Source organism: Streptomyces lasiicapitis, assembly GCF_014646335.1.
GTDB classification, from domain to species: Bacteria; Actinomycetota; Actinomycetes; order Streptomycetales; family Streptomycetaceae; genus Streptomyces; species Streptomyces lasiicapitis.
The window spans coordinates 400,917-420,637 of record NZ_BMNG01000010.1 but is presented as its reverse complement, the minus strand read 5'-3'; the positions used below and the strand labels follow the sequence as shown (position 1 = coordinate 420,637).

The window sequence follows — 19,721 nt, the reverse complement described above, 5'->3', positions numbered from 1 at the left end:
TCGCAGAGACCCCGCCGGTGGATCGCACAGGCTCACCCCGGAGCCGCCGCACTCACGGTGCCATGAGGGGGAACGATGCTCGAGGACCAAGCCGAGTTCGGCCTCCACGCGCACGTACGGCAGGAACGGCTGGTAGTCGCCTTCTGGGGGGAGCTGGACATCCTCGCGGACGAGGTCCTCGCCGCCCCGCTCGCCCGGCTCGCCCGGGAGAGCCGCGGTGACCTAGTCCTCGACCTGCGGGCGGTGACGTTCCTCGACTGCGGCGGTCTGACCCTGCTGTGCCGGGCCCGCGACGAGGCGCGGCGGCGTCAGGCGGGCGTGGCCCTCGTCGTCGACAACCCGTTCTTCCGCAAGATCCTTCGGCTTGCCGGGCTGACGGACGCGTTCGACATCGCCGGGGATCTGGAGACGGCGCTCATGACCGGGGCGAAGGGTTCGCCGGTGTGACGCGGCGGCGTCCGGCTGCCGGGCCCCGGCTCCCGCCCGGGGTCCGGCAGCCGGTCTCACGTGGGCGCTGCGCGCTCTCGCGCCGGCCGTTCTCGCGTCGGGCTGCTCGCTGTCGCGTCAGCTCTCGTCGCCCTCGCGCTGCTTCTCCTTCAGGCGCACCGACTCCTTGCGGACCTCCGCCTGCGTGGCGCGCTCGCGGCGCAGCCACCCCGGGTCCTCCGTCTTGAGGGCCTCGATCTGCTCGGTGGTGAGCGCGTCGGTGACACCGCCGCGGGCCAGGCCCGAGATGGAGACGCCGAGCTTCGCCGCGACCACCGGGCGCGGGTGCGGGCCGTCGCGGCGCAGGTCCCGCAGCCACTGGGGCGGGTCGGTCTGCAGTGCGTTGAGCTCGGCCCGGGAGATCACGCCCTCCTGGAAATCGGCGGGGGTGGCCTCGAGGTACACACCCAGCTTCTTCGCCGCGGTCGCGGGCTTCATGGTCTGGGTGCTCTGGTGCGACGTCATGTGACCAGGGTATCGAGCGTGTGAGCGACCTCCGACCACGCCGGGTAGCCTGGCGGGGTGACAGGCTCGGAAGTTTCTCCTTCGTTCCGGCTCGCCTATGTCCCGGGGGTGACACCCGCGAAGTGGGTGCGTGTCTGGAACGAACGGCTGACCGACGTCCCCCTGACCCTCGTCCCCGTGGCCCCGGCCGACGCGGACGGCGTGCTGCGGGACGGCTCCGCCGACGCGGGCCTGGTCCGCCTCCCGGTCGACCGGACGGTCCTGAGCGCCATCCCCCTGTACACGGAGACGACCGTGGTCGTCGTCCCCAAGGACCACCTCGTGACGGCGGCCGAGGAGGTGGGCGTCGCGGACCTCGCCGACGAGATCGTGCTGCACCCCCTCGACGACACCCTCGCCTGGGAGACCCTGCCCGGCCGGCCCGCCCTCGAGCGCCCCGCCACCACGGCCGACGCGATCGAGCTGGTGGCCGCGGGCATCGGCGTGCTCGCCGTACCGCAGTCGCTGGCCCGTCTGCACCACCGCAGGGACCTCACGTACCGGCCGCTGACCGACGCCCCCCAGTCGAGCGTCGTCCTTTCGTGGCCGGAGGACGCCACCACCGACCTGGTGGAGGAGTTCATCGGCATCATCCGCGGCCGGACCGTCAACAGCACGCGCGGCCGCCGTGCCCAGACGGCGGAGACCGCGAAGTCGGACGGCCGGCGTCCGGACGCGGGCGGCGCGGGCCGTAAGGCGACCGGGAAGGCGGCGTCGGGCAAGGCCGCGGCCCGCAAGACGTCCTCGGGGAAGCCTTCGTCCGGCAAGGCAGGGTCGGGGTCCGGCTCGGGGTCCGGATCCGGCTCCGGAAAGGCGTCCGCGGGCCGGAACGCGCGGCGCGGCGCGGGCAGCTCGCAGGGCGGCAAGCGCGGGAAGCCCCGCCGCCGCTCGTAGCGGCGACGCGGGCCCGGCCCACCCCACCCGGCACTCCCACCCGGCACCCCAACCCCCACGCCCCCTTGCGGCGGCTTGTGGTGTCCATGACTATGGCCGCATGTCGGAGCAGACGGGCACTTCCCGGCGTACCGTCCTCGCCGCCGCCGCGGCCGCCACCACGGCCGGAGCCGTCGGGCTCCAGGCGGACCCCGCCGCGGCACGCGACGGCCACGGCCCCGCCGCCGTACAGAACGGCCCTGGCCCCACCGCACAGGACCCGCCGCGCGAACTGCGCGCGCTGTTGCGGGAGATCGACCACCGGCGCATCGAGGCGAACGTGCGCCGCCTCGCCGCGTTCGGGACCCGGCACACGCTGTCCGCGCAGGACGATCCCGTACGCGGCATCGGCGCGGCGCGGGACTGGATCCTCGCCGAGATGCGGCGCTACGCGCGCGCGTCGGGCGGCCGGATGGGCGTGGAGCTCCAATCGTACGTCCAGGAGCCGGGCCCGCGGATCCCGGAGCCGACGCGGATCACCAATGTCGTCGCGACCCTGCGCGGGTCGGGGTCCCCGGACCGGCTGTACGTCGTGTCGGGGCACTACGACTCGCGGGCGAGCGACCCCATGGACTTCACCAGCGACGCACCCGGAGCGGACGACGACGCCTCCGGAGTCGCGGTCGTCATGGAGCTCGCCCGGGTGATGGCTGCGCGGCGCCTCGCCGCCACCGTCGTGTTCGCGGCGGTCGCGGGGGAGGAGCAGGGGCTGTACGGCGCGGCCCACATGGCGGAGCTGTACAAGCGTCAGAAGGCCGACGTCCAGGGGATGTTCACCAACGACATCGTCGGCAGCCCCACCGCCGACGACGGCAGCCGCGACCCGCGTACGATCCGGCTCTTCGCGGAGGGCGTGCCCTCGTCCGAGACCCCCGAGGAGGCCGCCGTCCGGCGCTCGGTGGGCGGCGAGAACGACTCGCCCTCACGCCAACTCGCCCGCTTCGTAAGGGATGTCGCCGACAACGACGCCACCGGCATGCGGGTCCGCGTCATCTACCGCCGCGACCGCTATCTGCGCGGCGGCGACCACATCCCGTTCCTCGAACGCGCCTACCCGGCGGCCCGGTTCACCGAGCCCGCCGAGGACTACGCCCACCAGCACCAGGACGTCCGCGTGGTCGACGGCAAGCAGTACGGGGACCTGCCGGAGTTCTGCGACTTCCCGTACGTCGCGCGCGTGGCCCGCGTCAACGCAGCCGCCGTGTGGAGCCTCGCGCAGGCGCCCGGCACCCCGCGCGGCGCGAAGATCCGCACCGCCGCGCTGACCAACGAGACCGAACTCGTGTGGGAGCGGGGCGCCGAGAAGGACCTCGCGGGGTACGAGGTGGTGTGGCGCGAGACGACCGCGTCCGAGTGGACGCATGTGATCGACGTCGGCGACGCCACCCGTCACACCGTCGACCTGTCCAAGGACAACGTCTTCTTCGGCGTGCGCGCGGTCGGCCGCTCCGGCCTGCGCAGCCCCGTGGCGTTCCCCGCGCCCCAGAGCTGAGACGCTGCGCCGCCCCCGGCCAGCACGGCGAGTGCCGCGCTCGACGGGCTGCCCTGCTCGGCCGCGTACGTCACCAGGGCCTGGTCCGGGGTGTCGGGCAGCCGCAGCGTCTCGCGGCGCAGGGTCAGGTCACCGGCCACCGGGTGGCGCAGCCGCTCGACGCCGTGGGAGTGCTCGCGCACCAGTTGCTCGGCCCACAGCGCGCGGAACTCCTCGCTGCGGACGGAGAGTTCACCGAGCAGATCGCACAGGCGGTCGTCGCAGGGGTGCCGGCCGAGGTCCATGCGCAGCGCCGCCACGGTGTCCCGGGCGGTGTCCTCCCACGCCTCCCGGTCCGGGTAGAGGCCGCGCACGCCCGGGTCCAGGAAGTGCAGCCACGCCACGTTGCGCCGCTCGGCGGGCAGCGCGTCGAAGTCGGCGAGCAGCGCGCGGCCCTGCCGGTTGGAGTCGAGTACGTCGAGCCGCCGCCCGACGACGTACGCGGGCACCTCGTCCAGCGCCGCCAGGAGGACCTTGACGCCCGCCCTGACCGGCTGCGGGGCGGGCGGCGTCGACGCCGGGTGGCGCAGGGCGCGGGTCAGGTGGCCCAGGTGCGCGCGCTCGGCGTCGTCGAGCCGCAGGACCCGGGCGACGGCGTCCAGGACGCTGTCGGAGACGTTGTGGGTGCGGCCCTGTTCGAGTCGTACGTAGTAGTCGACGCTGACCCCGGCGAGCTCAGCCAGCTCCTCGCGCCGCAGCCCGGGTACCCGGCGGCGGCCGCCGAACGGCCGGACTCCGGCGTCCTCCGGACGCAGCCGGGCGCGGCGGGAGCGGAGGAACGCGGCGAGTTCGGTGCGGAAGTCCATGGATCAAGTGTCCGGTACAGGGTTCGCCTGCCCGGCGGAGGGTGGTTCTGGCAGACCCAGGGTCGGACGGAGCCCTGGGTGGGCCGGTGGATCTCCAGCAGAGTCGGGTCCACGAGACGCACCGCACGAACGCGGCGCGTCCCCGCACACCAGGGAGACCACCATGGCCCTCACCACCCCGCAGGCCGCGTCCCTCGCCCGCCCCCTCACCGGCCGCGTGGCCGTCGTGACCGGCGCCTCCAGCGGCATCGGCGAGGCCACTGCGCACGTCCTCGCCGCACAGGGCGCGCGGGTCGCCCTCCTCGCCCGGCGCGGGGAGCGCCTCGCCGGGCACGTCGCACGGATCGAGGAGGCGGGCGGCACCGCGCTCGCCCTGCCGACGGACGTGACCGATCCCGAGTCCCTCGCGGCCGCCGCAGCCGATGTCCGCTCCCGGCTCGGCCGGGTCGACCTGGTCGTCAACAACGCGGGCCTCGCCCTGCCCGACCTCCTCGACGGGTCCGCGGGCCCCAACTGGCAGCGCATGATCGACGTGAACGTCACGGGGGCGTTCGCCGTCGTGGAGGCGTTCGTGCCGGACCTGCTGGCAGCCGCCGCTGAACGCGGCCACGCGGACCTGGTCAACATCTCCTCGGCCGCCGCCCGGACCGTGCTGCCCGGCTTCGCCGGATACGCCGCCACCAAGGCCGCCTTCAGCCACCTCTCCCGCAACCTGCGCGCCCGGCTGAGCCCCGCCGACGTACGCGTCACGAACATCGAGCCCGGCACGATCGACACCGAACTGCGCGACCACATCGAGGACCCCGCGATCAGTGCCGCCGTCCAGGAGGCCGTGGGTTCCATCGAGGGCATTCCCTCCGGGAGGGACGTCGCCGAACTCATCGCGTTCACCGTCGGCAGGCCGCGCCACGTGAACCTGTCGCACATCTCCGTGCTGCCCACGCGGGAGGCGTAGCCACTACCCTCCTCACCCGGTCACGCACCGCGCCGGAACTCGCCCAGCGTGCTTCTTGTCGTCGTGGACAGCGTGTGCCGTACCGCCATGGAGACACAGGAGCTGACGGTCGGTGTCGTGTGCTGCTCGACGGCGCCGATCTGCGCGAGCTGAGCCCCTTCCGGGCCGCCCGGCATGTGGCCGCGCTGCCGCAGGAGCGGGGCGACGACTTCGAGTTGACGGTGCGTGAGGTCGTCGCCATGGGACGTACGCCCTACAAGCGGGTGGACCTCCTCGCCCTGCTGTGCGCCGCACGCCGCACGACCCTGGTCTCCCTGCACGACCTCAACGCCGCCGCGTCGGTCTGCGACCGCCTGCACGTGCTGCACGCCGGATCCGTGGTCGCCTCAGGACCGCCCCGCGAAGTGCTCACCGGGAACCGGTGAACATGCGGTCCGCCTTCGCGTGTGTGACGCTGAGATCGTCTGTCGTGGCGCACGGCGTCCAGCGGCGCCTTCCGAGGCCCGCCCGGCACGCGCAACAGCGTGCCCCTTCACCCCACTTGGGCGAGAACCCGAGATCCCCCGTGTCGGACGCACCCGTGACGTCACCGTCAGCACACGCGAAGGGAGCGGCGTGTCATGGCAGAGACACCGGCATCGCAGGACGTGGAGGCCCCGGACGGGCCGCAGGCGCAGACGAGCCTGAGTACGAGCACGGCGCGGAACCTGGCACACACCACCAAGTCCGTTCCGCAGATGCAGGGCATCTCCTCGCGCTGGCTGCTCAGGATTCTGCCGTGGGTACAGGTCTCGGGCGGCACCTACCGCGTGAACCGAAGGCTCCTGTGCGCGGTCGCCGACGGCAGGGTGGACTGCGAGGTCGCCGACGGCCAAGTGCAGGTGATTCCCGCGGAGCTGACGGAGATTCCGCTGCTGCGGGAGGTGTCCGACGGCGCGCTGCTCAAGCGCCTCGCCGGACGGTTCGAGCAGCAGGAGGTCGAGGCCGGGGCGACCCTGGCCAAGGAGGGGCAGAAGGCCGACGGGCTCGTCGTCATCGCCCATGGCAGAGCCGACCTGCTCGGCGCCGCCGCGTACGAGGGAGAGACCTCGCACGGCACCCTCAGCGACGGCGACTACCTCGGAGAGGACGCCCTCGTCGACAAGAACAGCCGCTGGGCCTACACGGTCAGGGCGATGACACCGTGCACGCTCATGGTGCTGCCACGTCGGGCCTTCAAGGAGATCGCCGACCGGTCGCCCGAACTGCGCGCGCACGTCGAGGAGTTCGTGTCGCGCCCCGAACCGCCGGTGAACAGAAGGGGCGAGGCCGACATCGGCGTGGCCTCGGGGCATGAGGGCGAACCCACCCTGCACGGCGCGTTCGTCGACTACGACCCCGCGCCGCGCGAGTACTCGCTGAGCGTCGCCCAGACGGTGCTGCGCGTGCACACCCGCGTCGCCGATCTGTACAACGAGCCGATGGACCAGGTGGAGCAGCAACTGCGGCTGACGGTCGAGGCGCTGCGTGAGCGGCAGGAACACGAGCTCATCAACAACCGCGAGTTCGGGCTCCTGCACAACGCCGACTTCAAGCAGCGGATCCCCACCCGCGGAGGGCCGCCGACCCCCGACGACATGGACGAGTTGCTCTCGATGCGGCGCAAGACCAAGTTCTTCCTCGCCCACCGCCGAACGATCGCCGCCTTCGCCCGCGAGTGCACCCGCGCCGGGATCTCCGAGCCCGGCGTCGACTTCCACGGCCACCACGTCTTCGGATGGCGCGGCGTGCCGTTCCTGCCCTGCAACAAGATCCCGGTCTCGCCCTCGCTCACCAGCTCGATCATCGCGCTGCGCACGGGAGAGGAGGACGAGGGCGTCATCGGCCTGCACCAGACCGGCATCCCCGACGAGTACGAACCCAGCCTCTCCGTACGCTTCATGGGCATCGACGAGAAGGCCGTCATCTCCTATCTGGTGAGCGCCTATTACTCGGTGGCGGTGCTGCTGCCGAGTGCGTTGGGCGTCCTGGAGAACGTCGAGATCGGTCACTACGGCTCCGAAGACGGGCTCCGTGCCCGCCCGGCCACGTCGACGGCGGCCCAGGCGTGAACGGGCCCACCGGGCTCGGCACGTCGGCGGCGCGGCTGCGCCCGCCGGGAGCGTCGGCGGCGGCCGGTGGACGGACCGGAGCACTGCCCGTGCCACCGCTGCACTGCCCCGACGTGCTCCGTGACGACCCGGCCCTGGGCGCGGAGGTCAACGACCGGCTCGTCGACTGGGCCGAGGAGGTCGGGATCCACGCAGGGCGCCTGGACAGCCTGCGCGTCACGGACTTCGGCCGGCTGATGATGCTCGCCCATCCCGGCACCGACGACCCCGACCTGCTCCTGGCCATCGGCCGGTGCACCGTGGCGGCCTGGACGGCGGACGACTACTACTGCGACGACCGCGGCGCCGGTGCCGTGCCGGAGCTGGCCGCGGCGCGCATGGCCATCGCCGCGACCGTGCTCGATCCGGCGTCGTTCCCCGCCGCCTACGCACCCGACCTCCGCCGGGCCATCAGGAGCGACCCGGTCCTCGTGGCGCTCAGGTCCGCGCGCGAGCACCTCGGCCGGTACGCCACGCCCACGCAGGTGGCACGAGCGTGCCGGGAGCAGTTGTCGATGTTCCAGGCCGCGAGCGCCGAGGCGGTCTGGCGCTGCACCGGGCGCACGCCCTCCGTCTGGGAGTACCTGGTGAACCGTCAGATGGGCAGCCAGGCACCCATCTTGGCGCTGGTGGACGCGGGCGAGTGCTACCGGCTGCCGACCCGTGCGTACACGGATCCGCAGGTGCGCCGCGCCTTCCTGAAGGCCGCGCTCGCCAGCGCGCTCGTCAACGACCTGTACAGCATGGCCAGGGAGAACGCCGGACCCGACCAGGACTTCAACCTGCCGGTCGTCATCGCCGCCGAAGACGGCTGCACCCTCGCGGAGGCACTCGCGCGCAGCGCCGCCGTCCACGACGAACTGATGCGCGACTTCGAGGCGTCGGCGGCGTCCTTGAGCCGCCTGGGACCGCCGGAACTGGCGCGGTTCCTTGCAGGCGTACACGCCTGGCTCGCCGGCAACCGCGCCTGGCACGCGGGCAGCGCCCGCTACGCCACCACTCCCGCGTACTGACGCACATTCACACACTGGCGGAGCAAGAGGACTTGGAGGAATCCCATGACCACAAGCACCCCCGCCCCGACCTCACGGGTCCTGCGCACCGACTTCCAGCGAGCGGTCGCCGCGTACTGGAACAGCCATCAGCGGGACCCGGTCAACCTGCTGCTCGGCGACGTCGACCGCCTCTATCACCATCATTACGGCATAGGGGAGTTCGACCGGTCCGTGCTCCTTGGGGCCGAGGAGACCCGTACGGAACGGGTCGTCCAGGAGCTGCACCGCCTCGAGACGGCGCAGGCCGATCTGCTCCTGGACCACTTGGGGGACATCACGCCGCAGGACCGGCTGCTCGACGCCGGGTCCGGTCGTGGCGGCACCAGCCTCATGGCGCACGGGCGTTTCGGCTGCCACGTGGACGGAGTGACGATCTCGGAGTACCAAGTCGGCTTCTCCGAGGACCGGGCCCAGGAGCGGGGCGTCGGGGAAGCGGTGCGCTTCCACTTCCGGAACATGCTCGACACCGGATTCGCCGAAGGCACCTTCCGCGGCGTGTGGACCAACGAGACCACCATGTACGTGGATCTGCACGAGCTCTATGGAGAGCTCGCCCGTCTCCTGGGGCACGGCGGGCGCTACGTCTGCGTCACCGGGTGCTCCAACGACGTGACGGGCCTTCGCTCCAAGGCCGTCAGCCGCATCGACGAGCACTACACCTGCAACATCCACCCCAGGAGCGCCTATTTCAAGGCCCTCGCGGCCAACGGCCTCGTCCCGCTCGACGTGGTGGACCTGACCGCGGCCACGCTCCCGTACTGGGAGCTGCGGGCGGCGTCGTCCCTCGCCACCGGCATCGAGGACGCCTTCCTCACGGCGTACAAAGAGGGCAGCTTCCACTACCTGCTCATCGCCGCCGACCGGATCTGATCCCCGGTGCCGGGGCGGGGGCGCCGTGGTCTCACTGCTTCGCGGAGACGCCGTCCCGCTCCGGTACCTCGGCGGGATCCTCGGACCAGCGCTGCGGGCGCCCCACCGACACGAGCTGCTCCTCAAGCAGCAGCGCCAGCGCCACCACCGTCATCAGGCCGCCCACCAGGAACGTGCCGCGTACGCCCATGACCGGCAGGAGCAGGCCGCCCGCGAGGGCGCCCAGGGCCACGCCGGTGTTGTACGCGGCGCCGTTCGCCGCGATGGCGGTCTCCGTGCGGCCGGGGGCGAAGTGCATGACCTGGCTCTGGGTGGCCATGAAGACCGGGCCCAGCGAGGCGCCGAGGAGGACCATCATGATCACGGCCACGATTTTCGACCCGCCTGCCGCGTACAGGCCGAGGAGTCCCACGGCCTGGGTGGACACCGGCAGCGTGAGCGTGGCGCGGGGGAAGCGGTCCAGGAGGCGACCGTAGACCGCGACGGTCACGATGCCGGTGACGCCGAGGACGAGCAGCAGCGTACTGACGGTCGACTCGGTGAACCCGCTCTCGTCCACGAGGAACTTGGAGATGTACGTGTAGCCCGCGAAGACGCCGGTGACCGTCAGGCCGGTGACCGCGAGGACGACGGCGAAGCGCCGGGTGTCGGGGGCGACGCCGCGCACCGCGTGGCTCTCCTCCGGGCGCGAGGCGGGCAGCGCGGTGGCGATGAGGACCAGCGGGGGGATGGCGAGCGCGCCGACCACGAGGAACGGCACCTGCCAACTGCTGTGCTGGCCGAGCCAGGTGCCGCCGGGCACCCCCAGGACCAGCGCCGCCGAACCGCCCACGGACAGCGCCCCGATGACCCGGCCGCGGACGTGCGGCGGGAACAGGCCGACCGCGACCGGCCCCATCACCGCCCAGAACAGCGCCTGCGCCACCGCCGTCACGAGCCGGCAGGCCATGAGCACCCAGTACGACGACACCAGCGCCGCCACGACGCTGGCCACGAACAGCCCGGCCAGCAGCACGCACAGCACGAGGCGCCGCGGCACGGAGCGGGTCAACTGGGCGATGGGCACCGAGACGATGGCCACCGTCAGGCCGTAGCCGGAGACCAGCAGTCCGACGGCCGACAGGGACACGTCCATGTCGTCCGACATCAGCTTCAGGACGCCGATCGGCAGGTTCTCGGTCGTGTTGAAGGCGAACGCCCCCAGCATGAGCGCGGCCACCACGGCCACGCCACGGCGCGTCGCCGCCTTCTGGTCGCCGGGTGGGGTCGCTGACCGGTCCGTCGGGGCCGTCGGGTCCGTCGCCATCCATCCTCCACGTTCACGGTGCGTACACGAGAGTGCGGAACTGCTGATTCCCACTTCAACAGGCTGTAGGCAAAGGGAGTTTGCACAGGGTTCCCCGAAGATCGTGGAGGCAGTCGCAAGCCAGCGTAAACCCTGGTCGTCAGGGTGTGGCCGATAGTCGTCGAGTTGGCCGAGTCCAATAGCCGTCGCTATGTGTGATTGCGGCATCGGTAAGCAGGCCGGTGGTCCTTGCATTCAGTGACATTGGCACATGCCGCCCTGAGGGTATAGACGTTCGATCAAGTGACGGGTAGGCTACCTGCGTTGTCCTGGGCCCCACCAATCCCCCCACCTCTTCCCGGACTTCGAACTTTCCCCACCAATGGGTACGCGCGACCAAGAAATTGTGTCCGTGACGCCTGTGCGATGTGGCGTCGATTTAAGCAAGTGTCCTCTTGAGGAGGGTGTACGTTGCTTAATCGGGAAAGAACAGAACTACCGCTTCTTGCTACGCAGTTGCGCACATGGATGGCTCAAGCAGAAGACCTGAGCAACCCCGTCTACTGCATTTGTGACTACCTCGACATCCGCGGCCCCATCGACCCGGAACTGATGGCCGCGGCCCATGAGCAGGTTGAGCACGAAGCCGAGGCATTGCGTCTCACCATTGTTCCCGCCGAGGGTGGAGCGGGCGGATTCCGACAGTATTTACGTGATGATCCCGCACTGCTCGCATTCATCGATCTGAGCGCCGAAGCCGATGCCGAGGCAACAGCCGCGCGATGGATGGAAACGGACGCCCAGGGGCCCGTCGACCCACAACGGCTGTGCCGCGCCGCACTCCTGAAAGTCGACGACGGCCATTTCATTCTGTACCGGCGCGTGCACCACGCCGTCCTAGACGGGTACAGCCTCGCCCTCGTCTTCAATCGCACGGCAGCCGTGTACACCGCGCTTGAGCAGGGGCTCCCCGCCGACGAGGGCGCCTTCCCCGCCTTCGAGCGCCTTGTGCGGACCGAGGCCGCCTACCGCGACAGCAAGAGCTTCGCGCGGGACCGCGCGCACTGGCTGGCCAGGATGGCCGGACAGCCCGAGCCGGTGAGCCTCGCCGGCCGCCGCTCCGGGCTCTCCATCGGCCGGCGCCGCACCACCGAACTGGCCCCTGACCGGGTCGGACGCCTGGAGCGTGCCGCCGGAGGGCTCGGCGTGACCTGGTCGGATCTCGCCGTCAGCACGATCACGGCGTACGTCGGCCGGCACACCGGCGCGGACGAGCTGCTGCTCGGACTGCCCACCGGCGGACGGCTGAGCCCACAGGTGCGCAACGTGCCCGGCATGACGATGAACATCCTGCCGCTGCGCCTCACCGTGGACACCGGCCTGCCCCTGGGCGATTTCGCACGCCGGGCGTCGCGGGAAGTGCGAGAGGTGCTGCTGCACTCCCGCTATCCCACCGCCGAGATCTCCCGCGAAAACGTCGAACGGGGCGGCGGGGCACGGCTGTGGGGCCCGATGGTCAATGTGATGAAATTCGACTACAAACTGGACTTCGCGGGAGCCTCGGCCGCGATGCGCACCATGTCGATTCCGCTGACCGTCGACATGACCGTGTACTTCTTCCAGACCTCGGCCGACGGAACGACAGAAGTCATTCTCGACGTCCATCCCGAACTCTTCAGCGAGCAGGAGACGGACGCGCACATGGACGGGATCCTGTCCCTGCTCGACGCGATCGAGACCGCAGAGCCGCGCACCCCCGTCCGCGACCTTTTCCCCGCGTCGACGTAGAGGCCGACCCGCTGAGCACCTCCTCCTGAACCGAGGAACACGTCCTCCTGAACCGAGCGGCGCGGAATACCCGCCGCCCGGGCCGTCCGTGTGCCGAAAAGCTACTGGGAAATCGAGGGAACAACGATGGATCTGACCGCGGGCGATGCCGTCGACCCGGCCATACAGAATCCACAGGAGGCCACCGAACTCAGAGCGTCACTCAAACATCTGCGCACGGAGCCCCGGGGGTGGGTGTTCTCCCTCAAATTCGCCCTCTGCGCGGCCCTCACCGTGCTCGGCGTGGTGGTCGTGCTGCAGCCGGTCCTCTGGTGCCGGATCACCGGTGTCGTCCTCATCGGATGCATGCTCGCGCACGCCGCGGAACTCCAGCACGAGACGCTGCACAATCTCGCGTACCGCAGCCGCCGGGCGAACACGGTCACCGGAGTCGTCCTCGGCATTCCGATGCTGATTTCGTTCGCGGCGTACAAAGCGGCGCACATGCGGCACCACCGCGACCTCGGCACCCCGGAGAACCGGGAGTTCTTCGACTACGGCGACCAGTACGGCGGCAGGGAACGCTCGAAGTTCGGCAGGACCGTGGACTGGACCGTGCGCTTCACCATGGTCCACCATTACTGGCTGTTCGTCGCCAATCTCGGACGGTCGCTGCTCGGCCGGGAATTCGAGGGCGAGAGCGTACGCGTGTCGCGCCGGATACGGCGCGACCACTTCATAGCCCTGGCAACTCTCCTTGCGCTCTCGGGTATTTCGCTGGCACTGGGTTCGGCGGTCGTTCTCTGGGTATGGCTGATCCCGCTGGTGCTCGTGGCCGGTCCGGTGCACGCAATCATCGAACTGCCCGAGCACTTCGGCTGCGAGGTCCTGAACCGCGACCCGTTCGCCAACACCCGCACGATTCGCTCCAATCGCATCCTGACGTGGTTCACGAACAGCAACAACTACCACGTCGAACACCACCTGATGCCGAATCTTCCGCTGGAGCGGCTTCCGGACCTGCACAGCGAAGTGCGGGGCCGCATCCGTTACTTCAACCGCGGCTATCTCGAATACTTCGGAAAGCTGCTCCGCAAGTGAGTCGTCCGTACCCCGGAAAAGGGTGAGCCACCGTTTCGCCGGTGAGAGGAGCAGTAGGTGAACGTGACCTTCCGACTGGCGCGCACCGAGGCCGAACGGGCCGATGTGCTGCGGCTTCGTGACGCCGTCTACGTCGAGGACCAGGGCAGGCTCGCCGACGCGGCCGACACCGCGGCGACGTTCGACCGCTTCGACGCGCACGCCGAATACATCCTCGGATACGTCGACGGCGAGGCCGCGGGAACGGTCAAGGTCGTGCCCGACTCGGCGGCCGGACTGCCGTGCGACGACACCGTGGACGTCTCGGCCCTGCGCGCCGGAAACCGGCTCGTGGAATTCGGTCACTTGATGACCCTGCCGTCGATGCGGCACCGCGAGATAGGCATGGCGCTGATGCGCGAAGCCGTCATCCACAGCGCCAGGAAACACGACATGACGCACATCCTCGGAGACTTCTTCGTGGACGACTCCGAGGGACTGCGGGGCTTCTACAAGGAAATCGGCTTCTTCGCCCTCCACGAGCCGTACGAGGACGCCCGTTTCAAGGGCGCGCCACTCAGTCTCGTCGCGGCACTCGACGTCACCGAGGCCGTGAGCCGGGCCCGGACACCGGAAGGCCAAAAGAGCCGGCTGCTCCAGTACTTCTTCGGCGACTACGACACCTATAAGAGCGACTACGACACGCACAAGCACGAGGAGGTGGCGGATGCGGACCCGGCGCCAACAGCTGGCTGAGGCCAAAGCGGCCCACAACCACCCCGCCTACGCGAAAATGGCATTCGTCATGGGGTGCGGAGTCCAGGGAAAGGGAGAGGGCAGCCGGGTTCTCGACGACGAACGGGGAACGCCCTACCTCGCCCTCTTCGACCAGTACGGGAACCAGTCGTTCGGCTACTCCCACCCCCGCATCGTCGCCGCCGTGCGCGAGCAGCTCGACACCGGGGTCCTGAACAGCACGAAGATCATGTTCGAGGAGGTGCAGATCCGGCTCTCCGAGCGCCTCGCGGAGGCCACCGGGCAGCTCCTGCCGTACTCGTACCTGGCCAACGGCGGCGGCGAGACCATCGACAACGCGCTCAAGCTGGCCCGCGCCGCGACCGGCCGCCCCGGCGTCATCAGCGCCCGCGGCTGCTTCCACGGCAAGACCTTCGCCACCCTCAGCGCCTCCGACCGGCCCGAACACCGGGAACTGCTCGGCCCGTTCATGCCGCACTTCCGGCAGGTCGGCTTCGGCGACCTGGACGAGCTCGCCGCGGCCCTCGACGACACCGTGGCCGCCGTGCTCCTCGAACCCGTCCAGGCGGAGGCAGGCGTGATCGTGCCGCCGCCCGGCTACCTCCAGGAGGTGCGCAGGATGTGCACGGAGGCCGGGGCGCTGCTCATCCTCGACGAGATGCAGACGGCGTTCGGCCGGTGCGGCACGTTCTTCGCGTACGAGCAGTTCGGCGTCGCCCCGGACCTGGTGTGCGTGGGCAAGGCGTTCGGGGGCGGTGTGGTGCCGCTGTCCGCCGTCCTCGGCACCGAGCGGGTGTGGGAGGTCCTGCGGGTCCTGCCGTCGACGTTCGGCTCCAGCCTGGGCGGCAACCCGCTGTCGTGCCGGGTCGGCCTGGAGGTCCTCGCGCTCGCCTCCGACGAGGCGTTCCTCACCGGGGTCAAGGAGCGGGCGCGCACCATCGACGACCGCCTGAGCGCCCTGGCGGCACGGTTCCCCGAACTCGTCGCGGAACACCGCGGGTTGGGCATGATGCACGGCCTGGAGTTCACCGACGGCGCCACCGCGGGACTGGTACTCGGCCGCCTCCTCGAAGAGGGCGTCACCTCCACGTACTCCCTCTACCACCCGGACGTGCTGCGGGTGCAGCCGCCCATGGTGATCTCCGAGGAGGACCTCGACCAGGGACTTTCGGTGCTCGAAGGGATCCTCGCGGAGGTCGACGGGCACCGGCGGGAGACCGCGTCGAGCGGGCACGCCGACGTGCCGCGGGCCGCCGAACTGTCCCCGGTGACACGGACCGTACGACTGCCGCACCCGCCCGCGGCCGTCCTGGACCTGCTGCGGTCCCGCCCTCGGCTGCTCGACCCGTTCGCCGCCGCCACCGGCACACGGGCGGGGGAGGGCCGTGAGGCGGAATTCGCCGGACGCCTCGGCGAGGACGCCGTGGTCTGGGCGGACCGGACCGAACTCCTCGGCGACGGCGTGCGGTTGAGCGCCGAGGCGGGCTGGCTGTGGCACACCCTCGAACGCAGGGCCACCGTCACCGCCGCGCCCGGCGGCAGCCTCCTCGACGTCCGCGTCGCCTGGGACACCGACAGCGGAGCGTACGAGGACATGCTCGGCGGCCGGATCGGCTTCCTGGCGAGCACCCGGCTCGACGAACTGATCGCCGCACTGCAAGCGGAACTCGCCACGCAAGCAACTCCGCGCACCCCGGAAAGGAAGTCGGCCGACACGTGACCATGAACCTCGCGGGCCTCTTGGACCGCTCCACCCACCACACGACCGCACGCGTCGTCGACATCGACATCTCCGGCAAGCGGCGCGAGCTGACCCAGAGCGAGCTGACCGCGCTCGCCCGCACCCGGGCCGACCAGCTCACGGCGGCCGGCGTGCGCCCCGGCCACGTGATCGGCATCCGCGCGGGCAACAGCATCGACTGGCTCGCCTGGGACCTGGCCGCCATCGCCACCGGCGCGCGGCTCAAGGCGTTCGGCGACACCACCGAGATCGACGACCCGCGCGCGTTCATCGCCCGGCACCGCCTCGCCCTGCTGATCGCGGACGAGCCCGTGCCCGCCGACACGCCCGCCGTCGTCCGCCCGTGCGGCGCCCCAGCCCCGGGCGCCGTGGCCGCCGACGCCGTGGTGATCGACGTCGACGACCTGCACAGCCTGGTGTACTCCTCGGGCACTTCCGGACGGCTCAAGGGCGTGGAGATCAGCGCCAAGGGCACCGAGTACGTCATCAACCGCTTCATCGAGTCCTTCGGCATCACCGAGCGCGACCGGCACCTGATCTTCCTGCCGCTCGCCAACAACCAGCAGCGCCTGTCGGTCTACCTCTGCCTGTGGCTCGGCGCCGACCTGGTGCTCGCGCCCTACCAGCGGGTCTTCCAGGCCGTGCGCAAGGAGGGCCCGACCTTCCTGATCGGACCGCCGGTCTTCTACGACACCGTGCTCCAGCTGTATGTGAAGTCCGGCGGCGGCGCCTCACTCGGCGACTTCCTGGGCGGCCGCATCCGCTTCATGATCACCGGCATGGCGCCGATCCGGCGCGAGACCCTGGACGGGTACTGGAGCCGCGACGTGCCGCTCCTGGAGGCGTACGGCCTGACCGAGACCGGCATGGTCGCCTGGAACACCCCGGACCGCCACCGGATCGGCACCGTCGGGCAGTTGATGGACCCGGAGTCGGTGACCTTCCTCGACGACGACGAAGTGATCATCACGCGGGACGCGCCGCTCGGGCGCGGCTACTTCGACACCGACGGCGACGCGTCCGCCGAAGGCATCTTCCGGCCGGACGGCTCGATCCTCACCGGCGACTACGGCCGTCTCGACGACGACGGCTTCCTCACCCTGGTCGGGCGCAAGAAGGACGCCATCGCGCTCGGCAGCGGGCGCAAGGTGCACCCGGCCGAGATCGAGGCGGCGTTCGCCGGCGTCGACGGCATCGCGGAGATCGTCGTCGTACCGACACCGCGGTCCAGCAGGCTCGGCGCCCTGATCACGCCCGCCGACCCCGAGGACACGGCGCTGCGCGCGCACATCGAGAAGCAGGTCGAGGAGGTCAACGCGACGCTCGACGCCCATGAGCGCGTGATGTCGCTGGTCTTCATCGCCACGCCGCTGCGGGCCGACCCCTCGTTCATGACGGCCAACATGAAGCTGAGCCGGGCGCGGGCGGCGGAGCACTTCGCGGAGCGCGTCTCGGGCGGTGCGGACGCCGCCGGGGGCTCCTCCGGTGCCGGATCGGGGGCCTGATGGCACCCCTGCCCCCGCCCCCGCCCCCGCCCCCGGCCCCGGGCGCCGACGTCGGCGCGAACCCGCGGATCGTCGACGCCCAGGTCCAACTCGGCAGCCAACTCGCCATCCCCCGCGCCTTCCTGGAGTACCAGGCCGCGAACGCGCACCACCGCCTCGCCGCGTACGGGCACACCGTGCGGCCCGCGCGGATGCTGGACCGGGTGCTCTCGGTGCACCAGGACGACGACGGCGACCGGCTGGTCGCGGAGCTGGACGAGGCCGGGGTCGACGAGGCGTTCCTCGTGGTCCCCGACTACACGCACGTGGCGCGGTGCGCCCTCTCGGCGCCCGAACTGGCAAGCCATCTCGACAAGGTGAACCGGCGTCACCCGGGGCGCTTCCGGGTCTTCTGGGGCGTCGACCCGCGCGCAGGGCAGGACGGCATCGACCTGTTCGAGCGGTGCGTCACCGAGTACGGCTTCGCCGGGCTCAAGCTGTACCCGCTGTGCGGCTACTCGCCGAGCGACCGCCGCCTCTACCCGTACTTCGAGCTGTGCGAGCAGTACGGCCTGCCCGTGCTGAGCCACACCGGTCCTGGCTGGGGCCAGCTCGACTTCGAGTACGGCATGCCGCTGCTCCTGGACGAGGCCGCCCGGGACTTCCCCCGGGTGAACTTCATCCTCGGGCACGGCGGGGTCACCCACGTCGAGGAGGCCACGTACATGTGCGCCCACCGGCCCAATGTGCACCTCGACATCAGCCAGTTCCACTCGGTGCTCGCGGCCGACGGCTGGCAGGCCCATCTCAACCGGCTGTTCCGCCTCGGCATCAGCCACAAGGTCCTCTTCGGCACCTGCTGGCCGTCGTACCGGCTCTCCGAGTCGCTCACCGGCCTGGTCGCCGCCTTCGCCAAGGGGCAGCCGGCGGTCGCGGGGATCAAGGAGGCCGACCGAAGAATGATCATGGGCGGCAACAGCCTCCGCCTGGTGTCGGCCGGGCGCGGCGAAGTGAAGACCACCACCACGGACCGGGGAGGCCGGGCATGAGCGCGGACGCCGCACAGTTGGAGAAGCTGCTTGTCGAGTGGGTCGAGCGGTGGATCGAGGGGGAGTCGGGCGTCGTCATCGGCCCGAGCACCAACCTCAGCCACACCGGCCTGCTCGACTCCATGGCCATCGTCGGCCTGATCTCGTACCTGGAGGAGGAGGCGGACGCCGAGTTCGACTTCGCCACCTTCGACCCCATCAAGGGCGTCAGCATCCAGGGCCTGATCAAGCACTGCGTCAAATGACGGGGCTCTTCACGCGGGTCTTCACGGGGGTCCGCGCATGACGGAGGTCACGGGGGTCTTCGACGGCCACTGCCACGTGGCGTCGACCCGCTTCATCCCACGGGCCTTCGTCGAGGACGTGGCGAGCAACGTCCAGTGCAGGCTCGGCTCGCTGGGCGCAGCCCCGCGGCCGGGCCGGGTCGCCGACGGACTCGCCGCGCAGCACGAGGACCACCTCGCCGACGGGCTCGTCGAGGAGATGGACGCGGCCGGGGTCGAGCGCGCGGTGCTGCTCGTGCCCGACTTCGGCCTGCGGATGGCGGGCACGGCGGAGCCGGAGGAGGCGGCGCGGCTGCACCACGAGATCCGGATGCGCCACCCCGGCCGCTTCTGGGTCTACATCGGCGTGGACCCCCGGCGCGGGCCCGAGGGCGTCGTGGCCTTCGAGCGGATGGTCGACGCCTACGGCCTCGACGGCGTGAAGCTGTACCCGCCGTGCGGTTACTCGCCGTCGGACCCGGGCCTCTATCCGTACTACGAGATCTGCGCGGACCGCGCCCTTCCGGTGTTCGTGCACACCGGGCCCACCGCCCGCAGCCTCGACTACGGGCCCGCGCACCCGATGCGGATCGACCGCGCGGCACGTGACTTCCCCGACATCCCGTTCGTCCTCGGGCACGGGGGCCTCACCCACGTCGACACCTGCGCGTATCTGGCGGCGTACCGGCCCAATGTGTACGTCGACACCGGCGGGTTCGCGAGCGGGCCGAGCCTTCCCTACTGGCCCGAGCACCTCAACCGGCTGTTCCGGATGGGCATCAACCACAAGATCATCTTCGGTACGGACTGGCCGCTCGGCCGGCTGAACGGCGGCCTGAAGGGCCTGATGGGCGAGGTCGTCGACGGCCCGACGGTGTTCGCCGGGGTGTCCAGGACGGACCGGAACCTGCTGCTGCGCGAGAACCTGCTGCGCGTCCTCGCGCCGGGCAGCCGCCCGGCGGAGTGAGGCCGGGGCGCCACAGACGGGACGAGCGCGGTCACGAACGGCACGAGCGCGGTCATGGAC

General features: G+C 70.9%; 18 protein-coding genes and 1 pseudogene. 16 read left to right on the top strand and 3 right to left on the bottom strand.

Annotated elements, in window-relative coordinates; genetic code table 11:
* Positions 1 to 75 precede the first annotated feature (75 nt).
* Entirely contained in the window at positions 76 to 447 is a 372-nt protein-coding gene (locus tag IEY91_RS23470; RefSeq protein WP_189175561.1) for an STAS domain-containing protein, read from the top strand.
* A gap of 117 nt (positions 448 to 564) precedes the next feature.
* Here the strand turns inward: IEY91_RS23470 and IEY91_RS23465 are convergent, their stop codons facing one another.
* Positions 565 to 951: a DUF5997 family protein gene (locus tag IEY91_RS23465; protein WP_189175560.1), complete on the bottom strand. Its 387-nt coding sequence runs from the start codon at positions 949 to 951 to the stop codon at positions 565 to 567.
* 57 nt (positions 952 to 1,008) lie between these two features.
* Between IEY91_RS23465 and IEY91_RS23460 the strand changes: the two genes are divergently transcribed.
* Together IEY91_RS23460 and IEY91_RS23455 are read left to right on the top strand one after the other, a co-directional pair.
* Positions 1,009 to 1,884 (top strand): LysR family substrate-binding domain-containing protein, encoded by an 876-nt coding sequence (locus IEY91_RS23460; RefSeq protein ID WP_189175559.1) that lies wholly within the window; start codon positions 1,009 to 1,011, stop codon positions 1,882 to 1,884.
* A 100-nt stretch (positions 1,885 to 1,984) separates the two neighbouring features.
* Positions 1,985 to 3,415, top strand: coding sequence for a M20/M25/M40 family metallo-hydrolase (locus IEY91_RS23455; RefSeq protein WP_164317421.1), 1,431 nt, complete (start codon positions 1,985 to 1,987; stop codon positions 3,413 to 3,415).
* On the opposite strand, the gene IEY91_RS23450 is transcribed toward IEY91_RS23455, so the two are convergent.
* Positions 3,313 to 4,260 carry a helix-turn-helix transcriptional regulator gene (locus IEY91_RS23450; RefSeq protein WP_189175558.1) on the bottom strand — a complete coding sequence of 316 codons (948 nt, stop codon included), beginning with the start codon at positions 4,258 to 4,260 and terminating at the stop codon, positions 3,313 to 3,315. The genes IEY91_RS23455 and IEY91_RS23450 overlap by 103 nt on opposite strands.
* A gap of 163 nt (positions 4,261 to 4,423) precedes the next feature.
* Between IEY91_RS23450 and IEY91_RS23445 the strand changes: the two genes are divergently transcribed.
* The 5 genes and pseudogenes from IEY91_RS23445 to IEY91_RS23425 all read left to right on the top strand — a co-directional run bounded on the left by IEY91_RS23445 (position 4,424) and on the right by IEY91_RS23425 (position 9,269).
* A complete protein-coding gene (locus IEY91_RS23445) occupies positions 4,424 to 5,215 on the top strand; it encodes an SDR family oxidoreductase (RefSeq protein ID WP_189175557.1) in 792 nt (263 codons plus the stop codon).
* 71 nt (positions 5,216 to 5,286) lie between these two features.
* A pseudogene (locus IEY91_RS23440) lies at positions 5,287 to 5,628 on the top strand (ATP-binding cassette domain-containing protein); the annotation flags it as partial.
* A 207-nt stretch (positions 5,629 to 5,835) separates the two neighbouring features.
* Positions 5,836 to 7,305, top strand: a complete 1,470-nt coding sequence (locus tag IEY91_RS23435; RefSeq protein WP_189175556.1) for a family 2B encapsulin nanocompartment shell protein — start codon at positions 5,836 to 5,838, stop codon at positions 7,303 to 7,305.
* Positions 7,302 to 8,357, top strand: coding sequence for a family 2 encapsulin nanocompartment cargo protein terpene cyclase (locus IEY91_RS23430; RefSeq protein ID WP_229697176.1), 1,056 nt, complete (start codon positions 7,302 to 7,304; stop codon positions 8,355 to 8,357). The genes IEY91_RS23435 and IEY91_RS23430 overlap by 4 nt, the downstream gene beginning before the upstream one ends.
* A 45-nt stretch (positions 8,358 to 8,402) precedes the next feature.
* The gene (locus IEY91_RS23425; protein ID WP_189175555.1) at positions 8,403 to 9,269 is read left to right on the top strand and encodes a geranyl diphosphate 2-C-methyltransferase; all 867 of its coding nucleotides are present in this window, start codon (positions 8,403 to 8,405) and stop codon (positions 9,267 to 9,269) included.
* Positions 9,270 to 9,300: 31 nt separating this feature from the next.
* Here IEY91_RS23425 and IEY91_RS23420 read toward each other — a convergent pair whose 3' ends face one another.
* Positions 9,301 to 10,476, bottom strand: a complete 1,176-nt coding sequence (locus IEY91_RS23420) for an MFS transporter (protein WP_189175603.1) — start codon at positions 10,474 to 10,476, stop codon at positions 9,301 to 9,303.
* 549 nt (positions 10,477 to 11,025) lie between these two features.
* On the opposite strand from IEY91_RS23420, the gene IEY91_RS23415 reads away from it, so the two are divergent.
* From IEY91_RS23415 to IEY91_RS23380, 8 genes are all read left to right on the top strand, one after another.
* Entirely contained in the window at positions 11,026 to 12,342 is a 1,317-nt protein-coding gene (locus IEY91_RS23415) for a condensation domain-containing protein (RefSeq protein ID WP_189175554.1), read from the top strand.
* A 126-nt stretch (positions 12,343 to 12,468) separates the two neighbouring features.
* Positions 12,469 to 13,422, top strand: coding sequence for a fatty acid desaturase family protein (locus IEY91_RS23410; protein ID WP_164317409.1), 954 nt, complete (start codon positions 12,469 to 12,471; stop codon positions 13,420 to 13,422).
* A gap of 63 nt (positions 13,423 to 13,485) precedes the next feature.
* Positions 13,486 to 14,157: a GNAT family N-acetyltransferase gene (locus IEY91_RS23405; RefSeq protein ID WP_189175553.1), complete on the top strand. Its 672-nt coding sequence runs from the start codon at positions 13,486 to 13,488 to the stop codon at positions 14,155 to 14,157.
* Positions 14,129 to 15,877, top strand: coding sequence for an aspartate aminotransferase family protein (locus IEY91_RS23400; protein WP_189175552.1), 1,749 nt, complete (start codon positions 14,129 to 14,131; stop codon positions 15,875 to 15,877). The genes IEY91_RS23405 and IEY91_RS23400 overlap by 29 nt, the downstream gene beginning before the upstream one ends.
* 2 nt (positions 15,878 to 15,879) lie before the next feature.
* Positions 15,880 to 17,403 (top strand): AMP-binding protein, encoded by a 1,524-nt coding sequence (locus IEY91_RS23395; protein ID WP_229697187.1) that lies wholly within the window; start codon positions 15,880 to 15,882, stop codon positions 17,401 to 17,403.
* On the top strand, positions 17,403 to 18,431 hold the full coding sequence (locus IEY91_RS23390) for an amidohydrolase family protein (RefSeq protein ID WP_189175550.1): 1,029 nt from the start codon (positions 17,403 to 17,405) through the stop codon (positions 18,429 to 18,431). Before IEY91_RS23395 ends, IEY91_RS23390 begins: the two co-directional genes overlap by 1 nt.
* Positions 18,428 to 18,676 carry a hypothetical protein gene (locus IEY91_RS23385; RefSeq protein WP_164317398.1) on the top strand — a complete coding sequence of 83 codons (249 nt, stop codon included), beginning with the start codon at positions 18,428 to 18,430 and terminating at the stop codon, positions 18,674 to 18,676. The genes IEY91_RS23390 and IEY91_RS23385 overlap by 4 nt, the downstream gene beginning before the upstream one ends.
* Before the next feature lie 37 nt (positions 18,677 to 18,713).
* On the top strand, positions 18,714 to 19,661 hold the full coding sequence (locus tag IEY91_RS23380) for an amidohydrolase family protein (protein WP_189175549.1): 948 nt from the start codon (positions 18,714 to 18,716) through the stop codon (positions 19,659 to 19,661).
* Positions 19,662 to 19,721: the final 60 nt, after the last annotated feature.